The sequence below is a fragment of the Psychromonas sp. SR45-3 genome (genome assembly GCF_014163575.1).
Classification (GTDB): Bacteria; Pseudomonadota; Gammaproteobacteria; order Enterobacterales; family Psychromonadaceae; genus Psychromonas; species Psychromonas arctica.
The window spans coordinates 12,541-33,198 of the sequence record NZ_JACJDP010000018.1 but is presented as its reverse complement, the minus strand read 5'-3'; the positions used below and the strand labels follow the sequence as shown (position 1 = coordinate 33,198).

The following is a 20,658-nucleotide window of genomic DNA, read 5'->3' as shown; positions in this document are numbered from 1 at the left end:
GTTAGATCAGGATTGAGTAAAAAATAATACCTCAATAAGGGTAGATGTGATTTTTTAAAATACAACAGTATCACTGTCAATAATAATCAATATCAGTGGGTTGTTAGGTAAAAGTGGGATGAGGTTAATTGTACTGTACTGTATTGTTTCACTTTGTTACTAGCATTAAGCTTTTGTCGCTGAAGATGGAGTAAGTATGTGAGAACTAACATTATTGATTAGCTCTCGACAATTGGGCTAACCTTTTACAGCAAGCCTAAATTTTTAGCATGGAACTGTAGGTGTGAATCAATATAACTACTGATAAAGTAATAACTGTGGTCGTAACCTTCACGCATATTGAGTTGAAACTGGTTTAATTGAAGGTTAGCAATTGCGGCTAAGTTTTCAGGTTTCAACTGTTCTTGTAAAAACGAATCGTTGCTACCTTGGTCAATTAAAATAGGTTGATGATTTTTTTTCTGTGCTAATAATTCACAGCTGTCATAGGCTTTCCATTCTTCAACATTATCACCTAAATAAGCACTGAATGCTTTTTCTCCCCATGGACAATTAATAGGGTTACAGATTGGACTAAATGCACTGATTGATTGGTATAAATCAGGATTCCGTAAACCAATTGTTAATGCGCCATGCCCACCCATTGAGTGACCGCTGATCACACGTTGTTTGGTGACTGGGAAGTTAGCTTCTATTAAAGCGGGTAACTCATTAACGATATAGTCGTACATTTGATAATGCTTATTCCAAGGTGCTTGTGTGGCATTAAGGTAAAAACCTGCACCTAAACCAAGGTCGTAAGCTTTATCTTTATCGTCGGCTACATTCTCGCCACGTGGGCTGGTATCTGGTGCAACAATCGCAATACCTAACTCTGCTGCTAACTTTTGTGCGCCTGCTTTTTGCATAAAGTTTTCGTCGCTACAGGTTAAACCTGATAACCAATACATGACTGGTACTGGGTTATTACTGCTTGCTTGCGGCGGTAAATAGATGGCAAAACGCATTTCACAATTAAGTACGTTTGATGAGTGAGTGTATTGTTTATGCCAACCTTCAAATAGTTTATTGCTGCTGATATTTTCAAGGATCATAATATTGCTCGTTTTTAATTGAAGTAGACCAAACAGCGGTCCTGCTTGGTCTATAAGTGAGGATTTTAGCTACGTATGTTAGCTAGGTACTTTAGTTACTTACTCTATTTATGGTCGAAGTGAATAACAGTACGGATACTTTCGCCACTGTGCATTAAATCGAAAGATTTATTGATATCTTCCAATGGCATAGTATGCGTAATAAAGTCACTCAACTTGAACTCTCCAGCCATGTAACGTTCAACAATTGCTGGTAATTCCGAGCGACCTTTAACACCACCAAATGCAGTACCACGCCATACACGCCCAGTCACTAACTGGAACGGACGAGTAGAAATCTCTTTACCAGCGCCAGCAACACCAACGATCACTGATTCGCCCCAACCTTTATGACAACACTCAAGTGCGCTGCGCATTACGTCAACATTACCGATACACTCAAATGAGTATTCAACACCGCCATCGGTCATTTCAACGATCACATCTTGGATAGGTTTATCGTAGTCTTTAGGGTTAATGCAGTCAGTTGCACCTAGTTGTTTTGCTAGTTCAAATTTACTTTCATTAATATCAATACCAATGATTTTATTTGCGCCAGCCATTTTTGCGCCAATGATAGCTGATAGACCAATACCACCTAAACCAAAGATGGCAACGTTATCGCCTTTTTCAACTTTAGCGGTATTTAATACCGCGCCCATACCTGTGGTAACACCACAACCTAATAAACATACTTCTTCAAGTGGTGCTTCTTTGCTGACTTTAGCTAATGAGATCTCTGGTAATACTGTGTACTCAGAGAATGTTGAACATCCCATGTAGTGGTAAATGGGTTGCCCGTCTTTATAGAAACGGCTAGTGCCGTCTGGCATTACGCCACGGCCTTGTGTTTCACGTACTGCGCTACATAAGTTAGTTTTACCTGATTTACAGAACTTACATTCACCACATTCAGCCGTATAAAGGGGAATAACATGGTCTCCGACACTAACACTAGTGACGCCTTCGCCTACCTGTTCAACAATACCACCACCTTCATGGCCTAAAATAACAGGAAATAAACCTTCTGGATCTTCGCCAGATAAAGTAAATGCATCGGTATGGCAGACACCAGAAGCGACTACTTTAACTAATACTTCACCTTTTCTAGGCAACATTACATCAACTTCTTCAATAACTAGTGGTTGATTTGGGCCCCAAGCGATCGCTGCTTTTGATTTAATAAATTGGTCTGTCATATTTACTCCGATTATGTGTGTATTGCATTTTAATAGGTCTATTATATTTGTTTCTGAATTAATGATAATCTACCTAAAATGAAAATTACTTTTACTAGGTGGTAACAATGAAGTGGCAAGGTATTAATGAATTTGTAGCGGTAGCTGAAACCCAGAGTTTTTCATTAGCCGCTAAAAACCTCAATATATCAACCGCACAAGTAAGCCGTCAAATCAGTGCGCTGGAAAAACGTTTAAAGGTAAAACTGTTCTACCGTACCACACGTAAAGTATCACTAACACAGGAAGCACAGCTATTTTATCAGCATTGTCGTCACCTATTAGATAGTCTTGATACCGCAGAACAAGCGATAACCAATCTGCAAAGTAGCCCGCAGGGGAAAATAAAACTAACTGTGCCAGTTACTTATGGCGAACAAAAAATATTGCCATTAGTGAATGACTTTGTAGCGTTACATAATGAAATTGAAGTGACAACCGAGCTAACCAATCATCGTGTCGACTTAATTGATGGTGGCTTTGATATTGCTATTCGTCTAGGGCAATTACAAGACTCAACCTTAATTGCCAAACGATTGAGCCAACGTTTTAATTATGTGTGTGCCACTGAAGATTATTTACAAACACACGGCCAACCTCACTCATTATCGGAGTTAAAACATCACAATTGTTTATTGGGCACGCGAGACTATTGGCGCTTCATTGAACAAGGTAAAGAAAAAGCGGTGAGGGTAAAGGGAAATTTACGCTGTAACAGTGGCTTATCGCTGGTGGATGCTGCATTAAAAAATATTGGTATTGTGCAGTTACCGGATTATTACGTGCAAGCGTATATAGAGTCAGGCCAGTTAATGAGGATTTTGGATCAGTTCAGAGAACCCGCAGAGGGCATTTGGGCGGTATACCCACAGAATCGTTATATGTCACCTAAGATCCGTTTGTTAATCGATCATCTTGCCAAGTATTTACAGTGATTAGAGCTTAAGTTATAGGGGAATTTTAATCAAAGGAGCTAAATTTCATACTTGGCTAATTCAATATTGAATTGCTTTACTGGACATTGAATATTATAGTGAGACCTATTTGAAGACCTTTTAATAGTACCGAGAAACGTATGACAACAAGAATATTAACTGAAAATGCTGCGAGTATAAGTGAGTTAAAAGCAAACCCAATGAAAGTCGCTTTAAGTGCTTCTGGGGAAGCAATTGCTGTTCTTAATAGAAACGAGCCTGCTTTTTATTGTGTGCCAGCTGAAACCTATGAGCTTTTAATGGATCACGTAGAAAACTTAGAGTTATTAGCCTTGGCTGAAAGTAGAAAAGATGAAATAAGCATCAAGGTTAGTTTAGATGACTTATGAACTTGAATTTAAAAAGTCAGCTTTAAAAGAATGGAAAAAATTAGGCTCTACAGTACAAATTCAATTCAAGAAAAAACTTATTCACATCTTAGAAAATCCACACATTTCAAGTGCTAAATTATCTGGTGGGACCGATCTTTATAAGATCAAACTAAGACAAGCAGGCTATAGACTAGTTTATGCTGTTAACGATCAGGTCATTACTGTTACTGTTATTTCAGTAGGAAAACGAGATAAAAGCAGTGTTTATAAAGAAGCAATGAAGCGGGTCGATTAAGGTTAAGAATTAATATTTTTTCGATGGGTTTAGTTCAGAGAACCTGCAGAGGGCATTTGGATGGTCTACCCAGGTGAATCATTATGTAACGGAAGCCCCGTTTGTTAATCGATCATCTTGCGAAGCATTTACAATAAAAAAATAAAGCGCGTACCAGTCTCCTAATACACGCTTTATATTGTCAGCATTGGTTAATTAACTTCAATTTTAGTTTATTAAATTAAGCATTTTTCCATTGTTTTTTACGGTTTTTTTTCCAATTTCTTTGCTGTTTTGACCTGTAGTCATTGCTGGTTTCTATGCCGTGTGGAAAACAATGATTACATCCCATCTCTTCACCAACACAAATTCTGGAAATAAAAGTGCCTGAAATTTTATGAGGCATTGCTGCTAAACCAGCTTCATTTGCACCGTACGCTGAAATTAATTTACTTTCTTTTTTCATTTTCTCTCTCCTAGGAAATACCTAGAACAGAGAACCTTTTAGAAATTGTATTAACATAATTCCCCCTTAATCACTCCATTGAGCACCATCACCATTAACTCTATTACAAGTTGCTACCACTTACAGAAGCGCCCACTGGAAAGAATTTACCATAGCATAATACACCTAAAAAATAATTAATAAAATATCGTTTGTTATTGATTTAATTGTCTTTAATTAAAGTAATCAGTACCAAAAAACAGCTAAAGCGGTATTCCTATGGAGACTATGGGAACGAGGTATCATGCTAATTGATTACTGATTACTGATTACTGATTACTGATTACTGATTAGTTATGTCGCCATACCAAAACTTGACCAAAGTTACACCAAAGCTTCACCAAAACCACACCGCAACTAAAGACAGATAAGAAATAAAAAATTCCCCAATATAAACCTTACTTCAGCACCTTTTGTAGCCATGCCGAAATATCTCTCAACTGCTCAGCGACTACCGTATGTGGCATTGGATATGAATACCACTGTACTTGATATCCGGCATTAACTAATAATTGATTCGCCATTTTACCCGCGCTAAAAGGCACCACGTCATCTTGCTCACCGTGTTGATGTAAAATCGGTGTTTGCTGATTTTCAACGGCTAATGATGCAGGCAATTGATCGCCATTAGGTAAGTAGCATGACATCGCTAAAATACCCGCCAGCTTTTGCGTATACCTTAATCCAGTAAATAAGCTCATCACGCCGCCTTGGCTAAAACCTGCCAATACTATCTTGTCACTGGCAATCCCGTTATCAAGCTGCTCTTGTATCAATCTTTGAATAATTTTTTCTGAATCAAGTACGTCGGCAATATTTGCTCGATTGTGTAAATCCATGCTTTTAATGTCATACCATGAGCGCATCACTGCACCTTGGTTAATGGTCACTGCTTGCTCTGGAGCATGTGGAAAAACAAAGCGAATTTGATGATCCTGTGGTAATCGTAAGACCGGAACAATCGGTGAAAAACCTGCGCCAGAATCGCCTAATCCATGCAACCAAATTACACAGCGTGTTGCTTTTGATGAAGGTTCGATGGTGATCCTATCTAATTGTGTTACTGACATTTGTGGGTCCTTTAATCTGTACTATGTATAAATTTTTATAAGTTATCGTTTTATTAATCAAGCGGTAATGCGGTTTTCTTAACAACTTCACGTAATACAAAACTGGAATGTACTCCGGTTACGCCTTCAAGTTTGGTAATATGTCCCAATAGAAACTTCTCGTAATGCTGCATATCTCGCACTACCACTTTTAATAAAAAGTCTGCTGATTGGCCTGTAACAATTAGGCACTCTAATACTTCTGGTAGTGATGAGACTTCTCTTTCAAAGTTTTCAAATCGTTCTGGAGTATGCCTATCCATACTAATACCGATCATTGCGGTTAGGTTTAAGCCTAAGGCTGCTGGTTTTAATAGAGTGACGTGTTTATCAATAATGCCAGATTCTTCTAGACGTTTTACACGTCGAGAACAGGGAGTAGGGGATAAGCCAACGCTGTCAGCTAACTCTAAATTACTGATCCGCGCATTACTTTGCATTAAGCGCAATATTTGTTTGTCAGTTCGGTCTAATTTGATCACTGAGTGCATGCTTTAACCTCTGTTTGGTTTTAATCACTACTTTTTTTGCTTTAAGTAGGTTTTTGTTGCGATAATTTGCCATTAAATAAGCGAGTTTGCAATCATTCACTCCATAAAATTGTTTATAGTTTCACTATGGATAGCGAGCGAAGTTTCTAACCGGAAACGGGTGGCAATAACCTTACCATGGTGAGCCAACTCGCTGATTCTTTTGTTTTATCTTAACCAGAGACAAAATAAAAGAGTCCTAACCAACTACTATGCAGACCAAAGACTAAGTAGGACAGAATAAGATAGCAACAAACCGTTAATCGAAGAATAGTTTTAGGGAATCTCTTATGTCAATGAATAGCAATCAGCCATCTAGCTTCAATCATAAAAAGTATCGTGCTTTTACGCCTATTCAAAAAGTTGATAGACGTTGGCCAAATCGCACAATTACCCAAGCACCAGAGTGGTGTAGTGTTGATTTAAGAGATGGTAATCAAGCGCTGATCGAGCCAATGAGTCCAAGCCAGAAATTAGAGTTGTTTAAGTTATTAGTTGATGTTGGTTTTAAAGAGATTGAAGTGGGTTTTCCAGCCGCTTCAGCCCCTGACTTTGATTTTGTTCGTCAATTGATTGAGCAAGATTTAATTCCAGATGACGTAACGATTCAAGTATTAACACAGGCTAGAGAGCCTTTAATTGCACGTAGTTTTGAAGCCTTAAAAGGCGCTAAAAAAGCGATTGTACATTTGTATAATTCAACCTCTACGGTGCAACGTGAACAAGTTTTTAAAAAGTCGCGTGAAGAGATTAAAAGTATTGCAGTGCAAGGTGCGCAATGGGTAAAAGAGATGGCGTTACAACAACCTGATACCTATTGGTCTTTCCAGTATTCCCCTGAAAGCTTTACCGGTACAGAAATGGACTATGCATTAGAAGTCTGTGATGCGGTGATCGATGTCTGGCAACCGACGGTTGATAACAAAGTGATCATCAACTTACCTGCGACAGTAGAAGTATCAACACCTAATGTTTATGCCGACCAAATTGAGTGGATTAACGATAATATCAGTCATCGTGAAGCGGTAAGAATTAGTCTGCACACGCATAATGACCGTGGTTGTGGTGTCGCGGCTGCAGAGTTAGGTGTGTTAGCCGGTGCTGACCGTATCGAAGGTACTTTGCTAGGTAATGGTGAGCGTACTGGTAATATGGATATTGTCACCATGGCGATGAATATTTACAGCCAAGGCATTGACCCTGAATTAAACTTTTCAGATATGGATCGTATTATTTCAACCGTTGAGCGTTGTACGCAATTAGCGGTTCATCCTCGTCATGCTTATGCTGGTGAGCTTGTGTTTGCAGCCTTTTCAGGTAGCCATCAAGATGCGATTAATAAATGTATGAGTATTGATGCTGAGCAGCGAGAGCAAGATCCTGATGCACATTGGCAGGTCGCTTATTTACCTATTGACCCTCGAGATCTAGGTCGCTCTTATCAACAAGTCATCCGTATTAATAGCCAATCGGGCAAGGGCGGTGTTGCTTATGTACTTGAGCAAGATTACGGCATTCAAATGCCACGTTGGATGCAAGTTGACTTTAGCCCATATATTCAAGAGTTTGCAGAACAAAGCGAAGCAGAAGTTGGTCCTAAAGCGATTAAAGAGATTTTTTCTAGTACTTATTTAAATCCACAACAAGCAGCGAAAATGGCCGATTATCAATTAAACCGTGAGGGTAATGTAGATACTTTACAGGTTGAATTAGAAATCGCAGACCAAGTTGTTGGTATTAAAGGCGAAGGTAAAGGTGTGTTAGATGCCTTTGTTAAAGGACTAAGCGCTAAGATTGGTTATGACATTGTATTACTTGATTATAATGAGCATGCTATGCCAAGTAAATTAGGCGCTGAAAATGAACAAGCCGAGGCAATGGCTTACGTACAAATTAGCATTAAAGGCCAGCGTTACTGCGCCGCATCACATTGCGAAGATATTGTTACTGCATCAATGCAAGCGGTATTAAATGCATTAGGCCGAAGTGGTGTAGAGATAGAATCAATTGTATCGCTATCTGCTTAGAGAAAAGAAATGATGATTCGCTAGCGTTATAATGCAGCTATTAAAATAAAGGCTTCAACGATCATTTCATGATCATTGAAGCCTTTATGGTATTAGCGATTGGTCGATTAAGCTGGACCTAGATAAATACGTACCCGTGACGTTATTTTTAAATTAAATGATATATCAGTTAAGCTAAACCCCAGTTACACAGAATTATTGACAGGGCCATTAAGCCAAACCTAAACGACGCCAATCTCTATTTAAACCACGTCATAAACGGCCAACTCAATAATATTGTCATCACTCTTCGAGCAAGACTCTAATCAAAAAATGCTTTAATCAAAAAAATACGGCAATCAAGCCATAAGAGCTCACTTTGGAATAGATAAAAGTGCCAGTTATGTTTTTACTGGCATGCTTACGTGAATAGACTTTTGGGATTGCGAAGAGAGTCTTAGGATAAAAATATTTATGCATCATTGATAAGTCTAACTTTAAAAAGTAGAATACGAATCATTATCGTTCGTTTTTGTTTGAAGGTCATTATGTCTAACGTTGTTATATTAAGTGATGATCCACAAAGTGGTTCATCATTAACTGAAATTTTAAGCCAAAACAGTCATCAAGTAACTTGCTTTAGTGATACAGAAACGACGTTAGACTTCCTACAGCAACAAAATGTTGATCTCGTCTTATTGGACCATCATTTATCCTCTCCGGAAACATTGCAGTTAATCACTACGATATGTAAACGTTTTGCTATTCCTATTTTATTATTGAGCGCGTTGTCTGAGCAAACCAATGTCCTTGATGGTTTGCAGGCAGGAGCAGATCAATACATGATAAAACCATTTTCTGCTAAAGCATTGTTAGTACACATTGATGCTCTATTACGTCGGGTTACGTTAGAGAAGCAGCGTTTAGCATTCCAGCATTGTAGTAAGCAGTTTTCGTTTAAAGTTGCACGCTTACCGTTAACTGAAACAGAAGTTTCCTTAGTGCAATATCTGAGTAAAAATGACGGCGATATTGTTTCTAAAGCGACTTTACAAAAAGAGGTGTTAAAAAGGGAGTTGTCAGCTTTTGATCGAAACTTGGATGTGCATATTAGTAATATTCGTCGCAAAATGTTTAATGCTGGTTTGTCTAAATCACATATAAAGACGGTGCATGGGAAAGGTTATGCTTTCAGTGAAAAAGTTGCACAACTTTCGTGTGCTCTGATGTTTTTTTTATAGTGGTTTTTTAGGGGGCTCAACGTTGCTTTTTAATATAAGTAAATCATGTTTTAAATGAAGTCTGGTTAAATCTTTACGCCAAGCTATTTATTCATTTATTACATATTTATTCATAAATACTGTAACCACTCTGACTTCTCATCTCAATACCTAAATCCTGGATCCCGAACCATTTTATCTTTTAGCGATTTATTCATATCAGTATTTTAATTTTTTTTAAATGTAAAGAATGTAATTTAGTTGTTATTGATAACTATTATCATGTATTTTTCTGACGTTGTTTCCATCAGTTAGAGTGATCAACACTCAAATGGAATTGCTATCAATAATTAACGCTTTGGAGAAGTGGAACATGTTTAAGAAAAATCAATTAGCGGTCTTCGTAGGGGCTGCGCTTGCCTCATCAATGGTTTATGTAAATGCTGCCGAAACAGGGGCAAACCCTGAAGATGTTATGGTGATCACTGCGGAACGTGAAAATTACAAAGTTGATAGTAATACTGGCTCAATGCGTATGGAAATGACGCAACTTGAAACACCGGGACAAGTGACGGTAATTGATGAGCAATTAATTGATGAGCAGCGTGCGGCGACATTAGGACAAGTTTTAAAAAATGATTCAAGTGTTTCAGCGGGCGGTGATAGCCGCAACCGTGAGCGCTTCTCTTTACGTGGTTTCGAATTAAGTAGTAGCAGCGGTTTTTTACGTGATGGTAAACAGCATTGGTCTCATTACCGTCAACCTGTTGAATTATTAGAATCTGTTGAAGTACTAAAAGGGCCTGCTGGTTTGTTATACGGACAATCAGCACCTGGCGGCCTTATTAACATGATATCTAAAAAACCTACCGCTGAAACGCAGGTTGTATTTAGCCAAGATATTGGTTCAGACAGCGCAACCCGAAGCACTCTTGATGTGAGTGGCGCATTAAATGAAGATAAAACATTACGTAGCCGTTTAGTTTTATCACAACAAAATTATGATTCATGGAGAAGTTATAGCGATGGTTCTACACCTTCTACAGAACGTTTTGTAGGTGGACTATTTGTTGACTATGATATCAATGATGCCGTCACTGTTTCTGCACATTACGACCGAACAACAGATAACGGAAGTGTCGATTCTGGTGCTTATGTAGTTGATGGTAAATCAGTATTAGGCGATAAGTATATTTGGGATACGCAATGGTCAAACATTGATAATGAAGTTGAGAATGTAGGCCTTGGTATTGATGCACAATTAAACCAAAATTGGTCGTTAAATGTTAGCTATAACTATCAAAACTTTAAGCGTCATGATGTAGAGAGTTACCCTACTGAAACAAGTTTTGATGGAACTACTTATAGCCAAAATGGCAGTGATCGTAGTGACCATTGGATCTTCCAAACTGCAAGTGCTGATTTAGTCGGTGAATTTAACACTGGCAATATTGAACACCAATTATTAATTGGTAGTAACTGGCTAGGTTACAGTTATGAACGTGAACAGTATTCGTTAAACGGTTCTACAACGACAGTAGGCGAAGCAAATGCCTCTGCAACCATTGATACTTCTGCAAGTGTAAAAACAAGTGACAGTGAATATAACGCTTATGGTTTTTATGTCCAAGATATGGTGACCTTAAATAAACAGTGGCAAGTATTAGCTGGACTTCGTTATGACTTAAAAGTCACACCGGGTGAAGATGGCGAATCTGATGAAAAATTAGATGCTATTGTGCCTAAACTAGCATTGATTTATCACCCTGCAAGCAATGGTTCTATCTACTTAACTTATTCTGAAAGTTTTGAGCCATTATCCGATGTTTCAGATAGCAATGCGACTAACGACGGTGCTTCACTTGATCCAGTGACAGGTAAACTTTACGAGTTAGGGACGAAATGGGAACTGTTTGACGATAGGTTGTTTGCTTCTGCGGCTATTTTTGAAATTACCCAGGAAAACTCAACTATTAATGTTGGACCTTCTGACTCATACGAAGTTACGCAAGCAGGTGAACGTGTTCATCGAGGTGCTGAATTAGCATTCCAAGGTAATTTAACAGAGTCATTATCATTGAGTGGTACGGGTACTTATCTTGATGCTGAATACACCACGGATGCAAATTATCAGGGGAATAGACCTGCTGATGTGCCTAAATTCTCCGCTAGTGTTTGGTCTCGTTATCAAGTGACCAGTGATACGGATCTTAACTTAGGCGCTACCTACGTTGGTTCACGTTACAGTGATGCTGCTAATACCTACAAAAAAGATGCTTATACACGCATTGATTTAGGTGTTTCTCATACACTTCAATATGACCAAAACCTTGAGATGGTTTTCCGCTTAAACGTAGAGAACCTATTTGATACTGAATACTACGCAGGTGGCGGTTCAACCAGTGATGATTACGCTAGTAACGGTGCACAAAACGTAGTGGTTGGTGAAGGACGTAACTTTATGGCAACAGTACAAGTTCGTTATTAATTAAAGCCTGTCAACTGTTTGAGCAGATGCTCAAACAGTTGATACATCTATTTGTAATTTAATCGCCCTGTCATTTATTTACAATCTCACCTTATCGTTTATTTGCATTAGATAGTAAATGTAAAGAATGTAAATTTATTTATCCCTTAAATGATAATGAGTTACATTTGCGTTTTTATAATCTAATAAAATAAGACATCAACTTTCATGGTCAATTCGCTCAAAAATAAAAAAGTGCAGTTATGGGCAAGGCGTTTACATATCTACGTTTCAATGGCTTTGTTATTAGTTGTTTTATTTTTTTCCGTTACCGGCATCACTCTAAATAGACCTCATTTATATGTAAGTGAACAGCCACAAGTTGATCAGCAAACGCTGGCTATACCTGATTTTTTATTTGCAATAACAGACGATCATTTAGTTGTTGATAAAACGAAGCTGTTAACTTACTTAGCAGATAAAACCAATGTCACAGGAGAGCCCTCATCTGTGCAGTTATTCAGCGAAGTAGAAGAAGGGGAGTTGGTTGAAGGTGAGGTTTCCTTAGATTACAAAGGTCCTGGTTTTAACAGCACCGTCTTTATTGATTTAGTCACGAAAGAAGCGGAAATACAAACAACGCATTATGGTGTGATTGCGGTTTTGAATGATCTCCACAAAGGCAGGAATAGTGGTCAGGTATGGGCATGGTTTATTGATATTAGTGCCTTATTAATGATTTTTTTTGTATTAACAGGAGTGTGCTTGTTAGTGCCTAAGAAAAAGAGTTTTAGCTTGGGATTGAAATGGACGGCATTTGGCACCGTTATCAGCTTATTGATTTATCTCTTTGCCGTACCATAAAAAGTACTGTGAGTTATTGCTGAAGTTAACGCCATATCAACAAAAAATACTGTTAAGAAAATTTAAATGAAGAGAGTGAGAAAATGAAAGGGATCTATTTTAGTTATTGGTTGTTGGGATTAATGGTTGCCTTACCGAGTTGGGCAAAAACTATTCCAGCATCAGCGAGCATGGGCGTTGAGCTTGAACTACCTCAAGTGCAAGCAAGTATCTATGCTCGGCCCTATGTCGCAGTGTGGATTGAAGATAAACAACGACAGCCAGTGCGCACCATGCAGTTGTGGGTAGGTGATGACGAATGGTTAAAAGACTTACGCAGTTGGTGGCGTAAAGTAGGGCGTGATAACCGTTCGGTTGTTGATGCCGTTACTTCTGCTACTAGACCCGTTGGACAACATCGCTTCACGTGGGATGGTTTAGATCAGCAAGGAAAGCGAGTTGAACAAGGTGATTACACTTTTTATGTTGAAGTTGTGCGTGAGCATGGTGGACGTAATTACATTCGACAAAAAATAACGTTAGGTGAAGAAAGCTTTGATTTGCAAATTGCACCTACTGAAGAGACTGGCAATATCGCCTTGCATTATCAGCTTAATTAACGGGGGTTTATATTTTCAAGTTATTAAGTTAGCAGTCATCGATAAATCGTCACCTATAAATAACCACTAATTACAAATCAATAATCACTAAGAGAGAGAACAATGATAAATAAAAAATTCAATGCCGTTGTTGTAATGGCGTCAATGCTAGTCGGATTAACACTATCAAGTGTTGCTAGTGCTCATCCACGTTGGGTATTACCTTCTCATTTTACTATTTCTAAAGAAGGTGGTGATTGGTTAACTTTTGATGTGACAGCATCTCATGGAACGTTTGTTATCGATAAACCTGCGGGAAGTGAAACAGCGCAAGTGGTTATGCCCGATGGCCGTAATGAACGTCCTGACTTTGTCTTGCGTGGAAAACGCCGCTCTGTATTTGACTTTCACTTTACAGAAGAAGGTACACACCGAGTGCAAATTAATGGTACGCCAAGCTACGTAACAAGCTATAAAGCAGGTAAACGTGATACTCAGAAAAGATTACGTGCTAGCAAGGTTGAGCGAGCTGGATTGTTACCTGAAGGTGCACGTGACGTAAGCAGTACATTAAACTACACGCGAGCAGAAACCTATATTACTGTTGGCAAACCAAGTGAAAAGCCTTTCCCGTTAGAAGGTAAATTCTTAGAGCTTCAACCTATTACTAAACCTGCTGATATTGTAGCGACTGAATCTGTACGTTTTCAATTATTCTTTAACGGTAAAGCACAAGCGGGTGTGAAAGCAGAAATTACACGTGATGGGACTTTATACCGTAATCAGCAAGACCAAATTGACGTAGTTAGTGATGAGCAAGGTTTTATTGAGTTTACGCCAGAGATTGCTGGTCGTTATATTTTAAAAGCATCACATACTGCACCTATTATGAATAACCCGCTAGCAGAAAAAATGAATGCTAGTGTGCACCTTACTTTTGAAGCGATATTACCGTAGTGGGTACCCGAATGAGTGTAGTCACCCTGCTTAAAAAAAGCCTAATAGGTATTGGGCTTCTGTCTATTAGCCAGCTTGCTTTTGCGCATTATCCATTAATGAATTGTTCGATTGTTGGCGACAATATCGAATGTGAAGCAGGTTATAGTGATGGTAGTAAAGCGGTCGATTATCAGGTCAATATGTACGACTATGACGATAACTTAATTGCTAAAGTGAGGACGGACAAACGCTCTATTGCTACTTTTAGTGACGCTCCCGATGAATACTATTTGGTATTTGATTCAGGCCATGAGTATCCCGTTGAAGTGGATAGTGTTGAGATAACTGATAAATGAACATACAAGCCGTTGTCAGTGAAAATAAAGGGCATGAAGGTTACTGGATAGCGACGTTATGCCTTTTGATTCTGCTAATAGGTGCATTGTTATTACCCTATAACAGTGCACATCATCAACATCAGCCTTTAGCTGATCATCAACTACTGATCACTGATCTCCCTCCTCCTCCTTTAGCTATGATTGCTGAGCTGCGATTAGCCCATGAAGAGATCCGTTATTTTTATCAGGTGGAACAAGATTGGCTAACGGTAACGCAGTTGGAGCAAGATTGGATTGCTCCCTTTGTAAAAGATAAAAGCTGGGCGCATCAAGGTGAGCATGATTGGTCTTTAGTTGCAGCTGGAATCTATCAAAGTACACCGGCGAAAGGTGGCATACGTTATCTTTTAAATAGCCGTAGTGCTCAGGTTGATATTTGGTTGCAGGAAAAGCCTCAAGCAAGTGCAACTAGCACTTTTGATCTAACCGCTTTAGCCACATCAGGTTGGATTCAAGTGGTGTTTAGTGAGTCACAACTTGCTGAGCAACATACTGAACATTAAAGCAATACTGAATATTAAAGTAGTACTGAACAGTAAAACGACGCTGGACATCAGCATTAGGAAATTTCCATGGCGACATTATTAATTATGCTTAAACGCTTCTCATTGCTTTTATTGTTAACGCTGACGAGTTTGCAAAGCTATGCACAAGTTGATCTAAAAAATGAGCAAAAGATTCAACCTAAGCAACTTAAACAACAAAGCAGCAAACAGAATCGACAAGAAAAAAAACTAACGGTTGGCATTACGTTACAACCTTATTATAGCTACGTGAAAGCAGTGGTTGGCGACCAAGTGAATGTATTGCCCCTTGTTGATGAAGGGTTTAACCCACACAACTACCAACCTCAAGCCAATGATTTACGTCGTTTAAATTTAATGGATGTGATTGTTGTTAATGCTATTGGGCACGATGATTTTGCATTAAAAGTAATTAAAGCTGCTGACCGTGATGATCTTATTATTATCAAAGCGAATAAAGATGTGCCTCTATTACCTGCAATGGGGCAATCTGTCGGCAATGGCGTTGTTAATCCACATACCTTTGTTGGTGTGGCAACAACCATTCAAAAGGTTTATAGCATTGCCAATGAAATGTCTAAAATAGACCCCGGCAACGCTAAGTTATACCGTGCAAATGCAAGAGCTTATGCTTTGAAATTTAGAAAGATGAAACATAAAGCAATGATGGACTTAAGCGATATTAATACCGCAGGTATGAAGGTTGCCACTACGCATAATGCTTATGGTTATATTCTGCAGGAGTTTGGTGTGCAAGTCAGTGCTGTTATTGAACCTGCACACGGTGTTGAGCCAAGTGCAAGCCAACTGCAAGAAACCATCGAAAAGATTAAAGAATCTGGAATCGATGTATTGTTTTATGAGCTAAATATGCCAAATCGTTATGTTGATACCATCGAAAAAGAAACAGGAATTAAATTATACCGTTTCTCACACATGACCCACGGTGCTTATCTCGCGGACAAAGTTGAAATTGAAATGCGTCAAAATTTAAATACCTTAGTGGAAGCCATGAAGTTTACTGCAGCACAAAAAGGTGGTGTGTAGTGGGGCCCTCTATTTCATTAAATCAGGTTAGTTTACGCTATGAAAATAACATTGTGTTACAGGATATTTCTGCAACCTTAGGAGCGGGTGAATGCCATGTCATCATGGGCCCTAATGGGGGAGGAAAAACGTCACTATTACGTTCGATATTAGGGTTAACGCCTTTTAAAGGAGAGGTGAATATCCATTGGCCAAAGGGAAAAGGTAAAATAGGGTATGTGCCACAAAAGGCAGCCTTTGAGCCTAGCTTGCCATTAACTGTATTAGATTTTATTTTACTTAATCAAAGTCGCTCACCTTTATTTTTTAACTTTAATAAAAAACACAAGGTCAAAGCGCTGCAACAATTAGCGCGTTTGGGAATGGAAGATCGCGCCATGTTTAGAATGGGCCAATTGTCTGGCGGCGAGCAGCAACGCGTTTTATTTGCACAAGCCTTGTTGGATGATCCTGATTTATTGATTTTGGATGAGCCTACTAATGGCATGGATGACCAGGGTGTTCGCTATTTTGAGTCATTGATTGCTGACCTTGTGAAAGAAAAAAAAACCATTTTAGTCGTACATCATGATATTAGTGCGGTACGCCGTTTACAGGCTGTGGTGCATGTAGTGAATGGAACTTTATTGGAAAGTGGATTGGCAGAAGACGTATTAAAGCCAAATAAAATAGAACGATTATTTAATCATTATCGCACCCATTCAAACCATCAAAATGAGGAAGTCGCTTAATGGATTGGTTACGTTTATTGGCAAACCAAGGTTCGGAAGCTGGCTGGTTAAGTGAAAGTTTTGCCTATGGTTTTATGGTCAATGCTTTAGTGGCTGCTTTGTTAGTTGGACCACTATTGGGCGGATTAGGCACATTAGTGATTGCTAAACGTCTTGCATTCTTTTCCGAGGCGGTAGGGCATGCCGCATTAACCGGCATTGCTATTGGCGTACTATTAGGGGAACCTCCTGAAAACCCAATCATAGGCTTGTTCTGCTTCTGCATGATTTTTGCGTTGTTATTGCATTTTGTACGTAACCGTACCGCAGTACCTTACGATACTTTAGTAGGTGTGTTCCTTGCTGTTGCGCTAGCTGGTGGTGCTGCATTATTAATGTATGTGGCACGTAAAATTAATATTCACATGTTAGAGAATGTGTTATTTGGCTCAATATTAACTATTACCGACTTTGATTTATTAGTATTAGGTGCCAGTTGCCTACTTATTATTGTTGGGTTGATGTTTACCTTTAATCGTATTTTATTAGCTTCAATTAGCCCTGATATCGCTAAAGTACGTGGTTATAATACGCACTTTTATGATTACTTATTTGTCATGATGATCACCTTAGTGACGATTGCTGCGGTGAAAATTGTTGGTGCTGTTTTAGTGGGGGCATTGCTATTAATACCCGGAGCAACGGCGCGCTTAATGACCAGAAGCATGGGCAGTTTTGTTCTGTTGTCTTCATTGTTAGCTACGTTAAGCTGTTTAATTGGGACTTTGTTACCAATGGAATTAAAACTGCCTATTCCCTCTGGCGCGTCAATTATTTTAGTGGCGGCTAGCTTCTTTTTAATCGCAACGGTCTATCGAATTGTGGCGAGGAAACAATGATGAATGCCTTAAATAAAGTTAAAAAGTTTAAACAATGTAAAACATCGAATACATTAAAAAAATCTCTTCTGTTTAAGCGAATTTTATTACTTATATTGTTCTTATTACCTAGCCAGTTAATGGCCAAAGATATTTTAACCACTACCCCAGTGACTTATATGTTGGCGACCCAGTTAATGAAAGGGACAACAATTAGCACCACCTATTTAGCACCTAAGCGTTACGGTATTGATCGTTTAAATAATTGGTATGCAAATAAAGGCGAGCAAAAAGCATATCAAGCAGGAGAACAAGCCACTGTTGCCATTACATTAAGCGCACTATGGGCGCAGGATCCTCTATTCATTTATGCGCGGCAGGGGAATATTAAACTGATTGAGGTAGATGCTTCACAATCACTATCCCCTCGTAGCCGAGGCATTGCCTCAGTTACCTTACCAAGTGCAGAGCGTTCAATTTATGCGTGGTTAAATCCAAATAATTTGAGCACTATGCTAAGTATTGTGAGTGAAGATTTAAAGAAAGTTTGGCCAGAAAAAGCACCTGTAATAGAAAAAAATCAACAACAGTTATTGATTGATATTCGTTCGTTGATTAACCAACAACAGCAAACTTTATTTGCTAAAGAGATTGATTCCGTTGTATTGCTATCGGATCAGCTAGAAGACTTTGCTTCGGCAAATCAGTTGTTTGTAGTAGAACGATTATTTAAAGATGAATTGGAGTGGACAGCGCAGGATAAAGCCAGTTTAAAAGCGTTATTAACAGAATCGCCTGAGTTGTGGTTAGTCACAACGCGTAAAGTATCCTCTCAACTAAAAGCATTATTACCTGATTTTAATCAGATATTAGTTGTTGATAGTATTGACCGTTGGGGAAGGGCTGGCATCACGCTAGATAAACCATTACAACGCTGGTTATTTTAAATGCTCTAAGCGCGAATGACTGCAGCTAATATTAATAATGGTTGCAGTCAGTACTTTAATTTAAGCATGGTAAAAGCTAATGCCGTTCTTATTTATGTGATAAACGGCATCTCACTTCTGTGTTATACGCCTCTTCTACTTTATAAGTATTTAACTTCTTATTTTTATTGATAATTCTTTAGTTGTTGAATGTTCATTATTCAATTATTTATTTACGTCTTTTAATATGTAATAACGAGTATAGTTTTGATTGCAGTTTCTTTTCCGCTCTGTCTTTAATTTTGGCTTCACCGGCTTTCTCTATTTCAATAATCCCAGAACGGTTCAAAGTAATTCTATAACGTTCAAACTGTGCATCATATTGGCCTTGGTCTAATGCGACAATGACGTTAATTTGGTAGCGTCGTTCAATAGAGGTGGTTTGGATTTTTTCTTTATTTGAGGTGCTTTCTAAGCGTTCAAATACCTTACCTGTTCCACCCTCAACAAAACGAGTTAATGGGCGTAGACTGAAAAATATATTTTCTTCAATAGTATCGTAACCTGCCTGAAAACCTTGCCTACTGATACGTGATTCAATACGGTAATGCAAAAGCTGCGCACTCTGTTTATTTTGACTATGACGCTCAGCTAACAAATCTCTACTTTGTTGAGGCAGTTTCTTACTGATGCTGTAATCTAGCCAAACTTTTTGCCTGGCTATTTCCTGTTGATTAGTCGAATCGAATAATGTGCGCGACCATTTAGGTTTACCGCGCCGAATCCAACGCCAAAGCATATTCTTAAATTCGTCCTTAAATACTTCACGCACACCATAAATGATCGCCAATATAAATATCATTAACGTGGTTAATTGGCTAAAGGCACCCTGCGTTTTAATAATCAACACTAATACCACACTCATCAATAAAGCGGTCGCGACACCTGTCACCAATTTTCGAGTGTGATTGCCTAATATTAATGTCTTGCTCTTAAAGATTACGCCGTATTCAATTAAGCGACGTAATAGACGCATTTTATTAGCAATACGGTTTGGATCTTTTAAAGTGGCTTCAGAGTTATAGCCCTTTTTTTTGCGGTATTGATTTTCTTCATCGCAAATAGCTAACAATGCTAAACGGGTTTCACTAAACTCGCTGTTACGCGGTTTTTTGACCAACATTCGCATGATAGTTTGTTCGGTATACCAAGATAGGTAATTGTCTACGTTTTCATAGATGGATGTTAGTTTGGCACTGGTTGGTTGATGGCTACGATGCTTCTTTAAAATATCTAAACAATGCTCTGTTAAATCAACAGCCGCATGATAAAAGTCAGCTAAACCTTCACTATCGTTAATCGCCAACACTTCATTCGCATCGGTATCTAATGCGGAAATGTATTGGTATGCGAAAAGGTTTAAATTACTTTTATATTCAGTGGTCGAGCGTTTCATACGACTAGCAAAACGACGATGTAATAGTGGTAAATGCAAGCCATTGGTGTGGTAAGCGCGTCGCCCGTTAATGCCAGCATTAAAATAATCAACTTCGCTTAAGGTGTCTTTATTGATGCCCATTTCTTTTGGAAGTGAAAAATATAAATCGATACGTCTAAACGTCCCTTGTTTCATATGATGGGTTAGTTTAATCGATAATTTTTCATCTTGTTTTAAAGTGAAGTTGGGCAATGGTTCCTCCTTAGTTATTGGGAATTATATCCCATAGTAATTAATTATAATGAGTAAAAAATTAAAAATTATTATCTTAATTGAACAAAGCAAATTGTGTTTTTGCAATGCATTGCAAAACACCAAAACTAGGCTTCAAGTACTATAAATATGATGTTTCATTTTTATATGGGTATCGGGATGCGAGGTCTGTTATTTGTAATGATAATAGTCCAATTATATGACCGTTTAGTTCATTTATTTATGCTATTGGTCATTAATACGAGCAATATTCTACCACAATATGAGTAAAAAGTGTGCAGTAGAGTGAGGTGTA

The 20,658-nt window shown here is 38.4% G+C and carries 21 protein-coding genes; 15 read left to right on the top strand and 6 right to left on the bottom strand.

All coding sequences use genetic code 11. The annotated features are described in order from the left end of the window. Window positions 1-245: 245 nt before the first annotated feature. Both fghA and H5084_RS11105 read right to left on the bottom strand, forming a co-directional pair. Entirely contained in the window at window positions 246-1,094 is an 849-nt protein-coding gene (gene fghA / locus H5084_RS11110; protein ID WP_028870422.1) for an S-formylglutathione hydrolase, read from the bottom strand. Between the two features lie 104 nt (window positions 1,095-1,198). Continuing rightward, window positions 1,199-2,332, bottom strand: coding sequence for an S-(hydroxymethyl)glutathione dehydrogenase/class III alcohol dehydrogenase (locus tag H5084_RS11105; RefSeq protein ID WP_028870423.1), 1,134 nt, complete (start codon window positions 2,330-2,332; stop codon window positions 1,199-1,201). 107 nt (window positions 2,333-2,439) lie between these two features. Between H5084_RS11105 and H5084_RS11100 the strand changes: the two genes are divergently transcribed. The 3 genes from H5084_RS11100 (at window position 2,440) to H5084_RS11090 (ending at window position 3,972) form a co-directional block, all read left to right on the top strand. Continuing rightward, complete coding sequence (locus H5084_RS11100) at window positions 2,440-3,306, top strand: LysR family transcriptional regulator (RefSeq protein WP_182690493.1); 867 nt, start codon at window positions 2,440-2,442, stop codon at window positions 3,304-3,306. A gap of 140 nt (window positions 3,307-3,446) precedes the next feature. Further along, window positions 3,447-3,695, top strand: coding sequence for a type II toxin-antitoxin system Phd/YefM family antitoxin (locus H5084_RS11095; protein ID WP_182690492.1), 249 nt, complete (start codon window positions 3,447-3,449; stop codon window positions 3,693-3,695). Beyond that, window positions 3,685-3,972, top strand: coding sequence for a type II toxin-antitoxin system RelE/ParE family toxin (locus H5084_RS11090; RefSeq protein ID WP_182690491.1), 288 nt, complete (start codon window positions 3,685-3,687; stop codon window positions 3,970-3,972). The genes H5084_RS11095 and H5084_RS11090 overlap by 11 nt, the downstream gene beginning before the upstream one ends. Window positions 3,973-4,192: 220 nt before the next feature. Here H5084_RS11090 and H5084_RS11085 read toward each other — a convergent pair whose 3' ends face one another. The 3 genes from H5084_RS11085 to H5084_RS11075 all read right to left on the bottom strand — a co-directional run bounded on the left by H5084_RS11085 (window position 4,193) and on the right by H5084_RS11075 (window position 6,047). Beyond that, window positions 4,193-4,417, bottom strand: coding sequence for a phosphate ABC transporter substrate-binding protein (locus tag H5084_RS11085; protein WP_182690490.1), 225 nt, complete (start codon window positions 4,415-4,417; stop codon window positions 4,193-4,195). 437 nt (window positions 4,418-4,854) lie between these two features. Further along, window positions 4,855-5,526, bottom strand: coding sequence for an alpha/beta hydrolase (locus H5084_RS11080; RefSeq protein WP_182690489.1), 672 nt, complete (start codon window positions 5,524-5,526; stop codon window positions 4,855-4,857). 53 nt (window positions 5,527-5,579) lie between these two features. Next, window positions 5,580-6,047 (bottom strand): Lrp/AsnC family transcriptional regulator, encoded by a 468-nt coding sequence (locus H5084_RS11075; protein ID WP_028870430.1) that lies wholly within the window; start codon window positions 6,045-6,047, stop codon window positions 5,580-5,582. A 338-nt stretch (window positions 6,048-6,385) separates the two neighbouring features. On the opposite strand from H5084_RS11075, the gene leuA reads away from it, so the two are divergent. The 12 genes from leuA to H5084_RS11015 all read left to right on the top strand — a co-directional run bounded on the left by leuA (window position 6,386) and on the right by H5084_RS11015 (window position 18,673). After that, on the top strand, window positions 6,386-8,122 hold the full coding sequence (gene leuA / locus H5084_RS11070) for a 2-isopropylmalate synthase (RefSeq protein WP_182690488.1): 1,737 nt from the start codon (window positions 6,386-6,388) through the stop codon (window positions 8,120-8,122). A 527-nt stretch (window positions 8,123-8,649) separates the two neighbouring features. Further along, complete coding sequence (locus H5084_RS11065) at window positions 8,650-9,342, top strand: response regulator transcription factor (RefSeq protein ID WP_182690487.1); 693 nt, start codon at window positions 8,650-8,652, stop codon at window positions 9,340-9,342. Window positions 9,343-9,694: 352 nt separating this feature from the next. Beyond that, entirely contained in the window at window positions 9,695-11,809 is a 2,115-nt protein-coding gene (locus tag H5084_RS11060; protein ID WP_182690486.1) for a TonB-dependent siderophore receptor, read from the top strand. A 207-nt stretch (window positions 11,810-12,016) separates the two neighbouring features. Beyond that, window positions 12,017-12,652, top strand: coding sequence for a PepSY-associated TM helix domain-containing protein (locus H5084_RS11055; RefSeq protein ID WP_182690485.1), 636 nt, complete (start codon window positions 12,017-12,019; stop codon window positions 12,650-12,652). An 83-nt stretch (window positions 12,653-12,735) separates the two neighbouring features. Further along, the gene (locus H5084_RS11050) at window positions 12,736-13,251 is read left to right on the top strand and encodes a DUF2271 domain-containing protein (RefSeq protein ID WP_182690484.1); all 516 of its coding nucleotides are present in this window, start codon (window positions 12,736-12,738) and stop codon (window positions 13,249-13,251) included. Between the two features lie 102 nt (window positions 13,252-13,353). Further along, window positions 13,354-14,187: a DUF4198 domain-containing protein gene (locus tag H5084_RS11045; protein WP_182690483.1), complete on the top strand. Its 834-nt coding sequence runs from the start codon at window positions 13,354-13,356 to the stop codon at window positions 14,185-14,187. Window positions 14,188-14,198: 11 nt separating this feature from the next. Continuing rightward, window positions 14,199-14,525 carry a hypothetical protein gene (locus H5084_RS11040; protein ID WP_182690482.1) on the top strand — a complete coding sequence of 109 codons (327 nt, stop codon included), beginning with the start codon at window positions 14,199-14,201 and terminating at the stop codon, window positions 14,523-14,525. Next, complete coding sequence (locus H5084_RS11035; protein WP_182690481.1) at window positions 14,522-15,070, top strand: DUF6162 family protein; 549 nt, start codon at window positions 14,522-14,524, stop codon at window positions 15,068-15,070. The genes H5084_RS11040 and H5084_RS11035 overlap by 4 nt, the downstream gene beginning before the upstream one ends. 69 nt (window positions 15,071-15,139) lie before the next feature. Beyond that, window positions 15,140-16,138 carry a metal ABC transporter solute-binding protein, Zn/Mn family gene (locus tag H5084_RS11030; RefSeq protein WP_259396767.1) on the top strand — a complete coding sequence of 333 codons (999 nt, stop codon included), beginning with the start codon at window positions 15,140-15,142 and terminating at the stop codon, window positions 16,136-16,138. After that, window positions 16,138-16,869 carry a metal ABC transporter ATP-binding protein gene (locus H5084_RS11025; protein ID WP_182690480.1) on the top strand — a complete coding sequence of 244 codons (732 nt, stop codon included), beginning with the start codon at window positions 16,138-16,140 and terminating at the stop codon, window positions 16,867-16,869. Before H5084_RS11030 ends, H5084_RS11025 begins: the two co-directional genes overlap by 1 nt. After that, window positions 16,869-17,747: a metal ABC transporter permease gene (locus tag H5084_RS11020; protein ID WP_028868580.1), complete on the top strand. Its 879-nt coding sequence runs from the start codon at window positions 16,869-16,871 to the stop codon at window positions 17,745-17,747. Before H5084_RS11025 ends, H5084_RS11020 begins: the two co-directional genes overlap by 1 nt. After that, complete coding sequence (locus H5084_RS11015; RefSeq protein ID WP_051369115.1) at window positions 17,747-18,673, top strand: metal ABC transporter solute-binding protein, Zn/Mn family; 927 nt, start codon at window positions 17,747-17,749, stop codon at window positions 18,671-18,673. The genes H5084_RS11020 and H5084_RS11015 overlap by 1 nt, the downstream gene beginning before the upstream one ends. Window positions 18,674-18,881: 208 nt before the next feature. On the opposite strand, the gene H5084_RS11010 is transcribed toward H5084_RS11015, so the two are convergent. Then, on the bottom strand, window positions 18,882-20,342 hold the full coding sequence (locus tag H5084_RS11010) for a hypothetical protein (protein ID WP_259396765.1): 1,461 nt from the start codon (window positions 20,340-20,342) through the stop codon (window positions 18,882-18,884). Window positions 20,343-20,658: the final 316 nt, after the last annotated feature.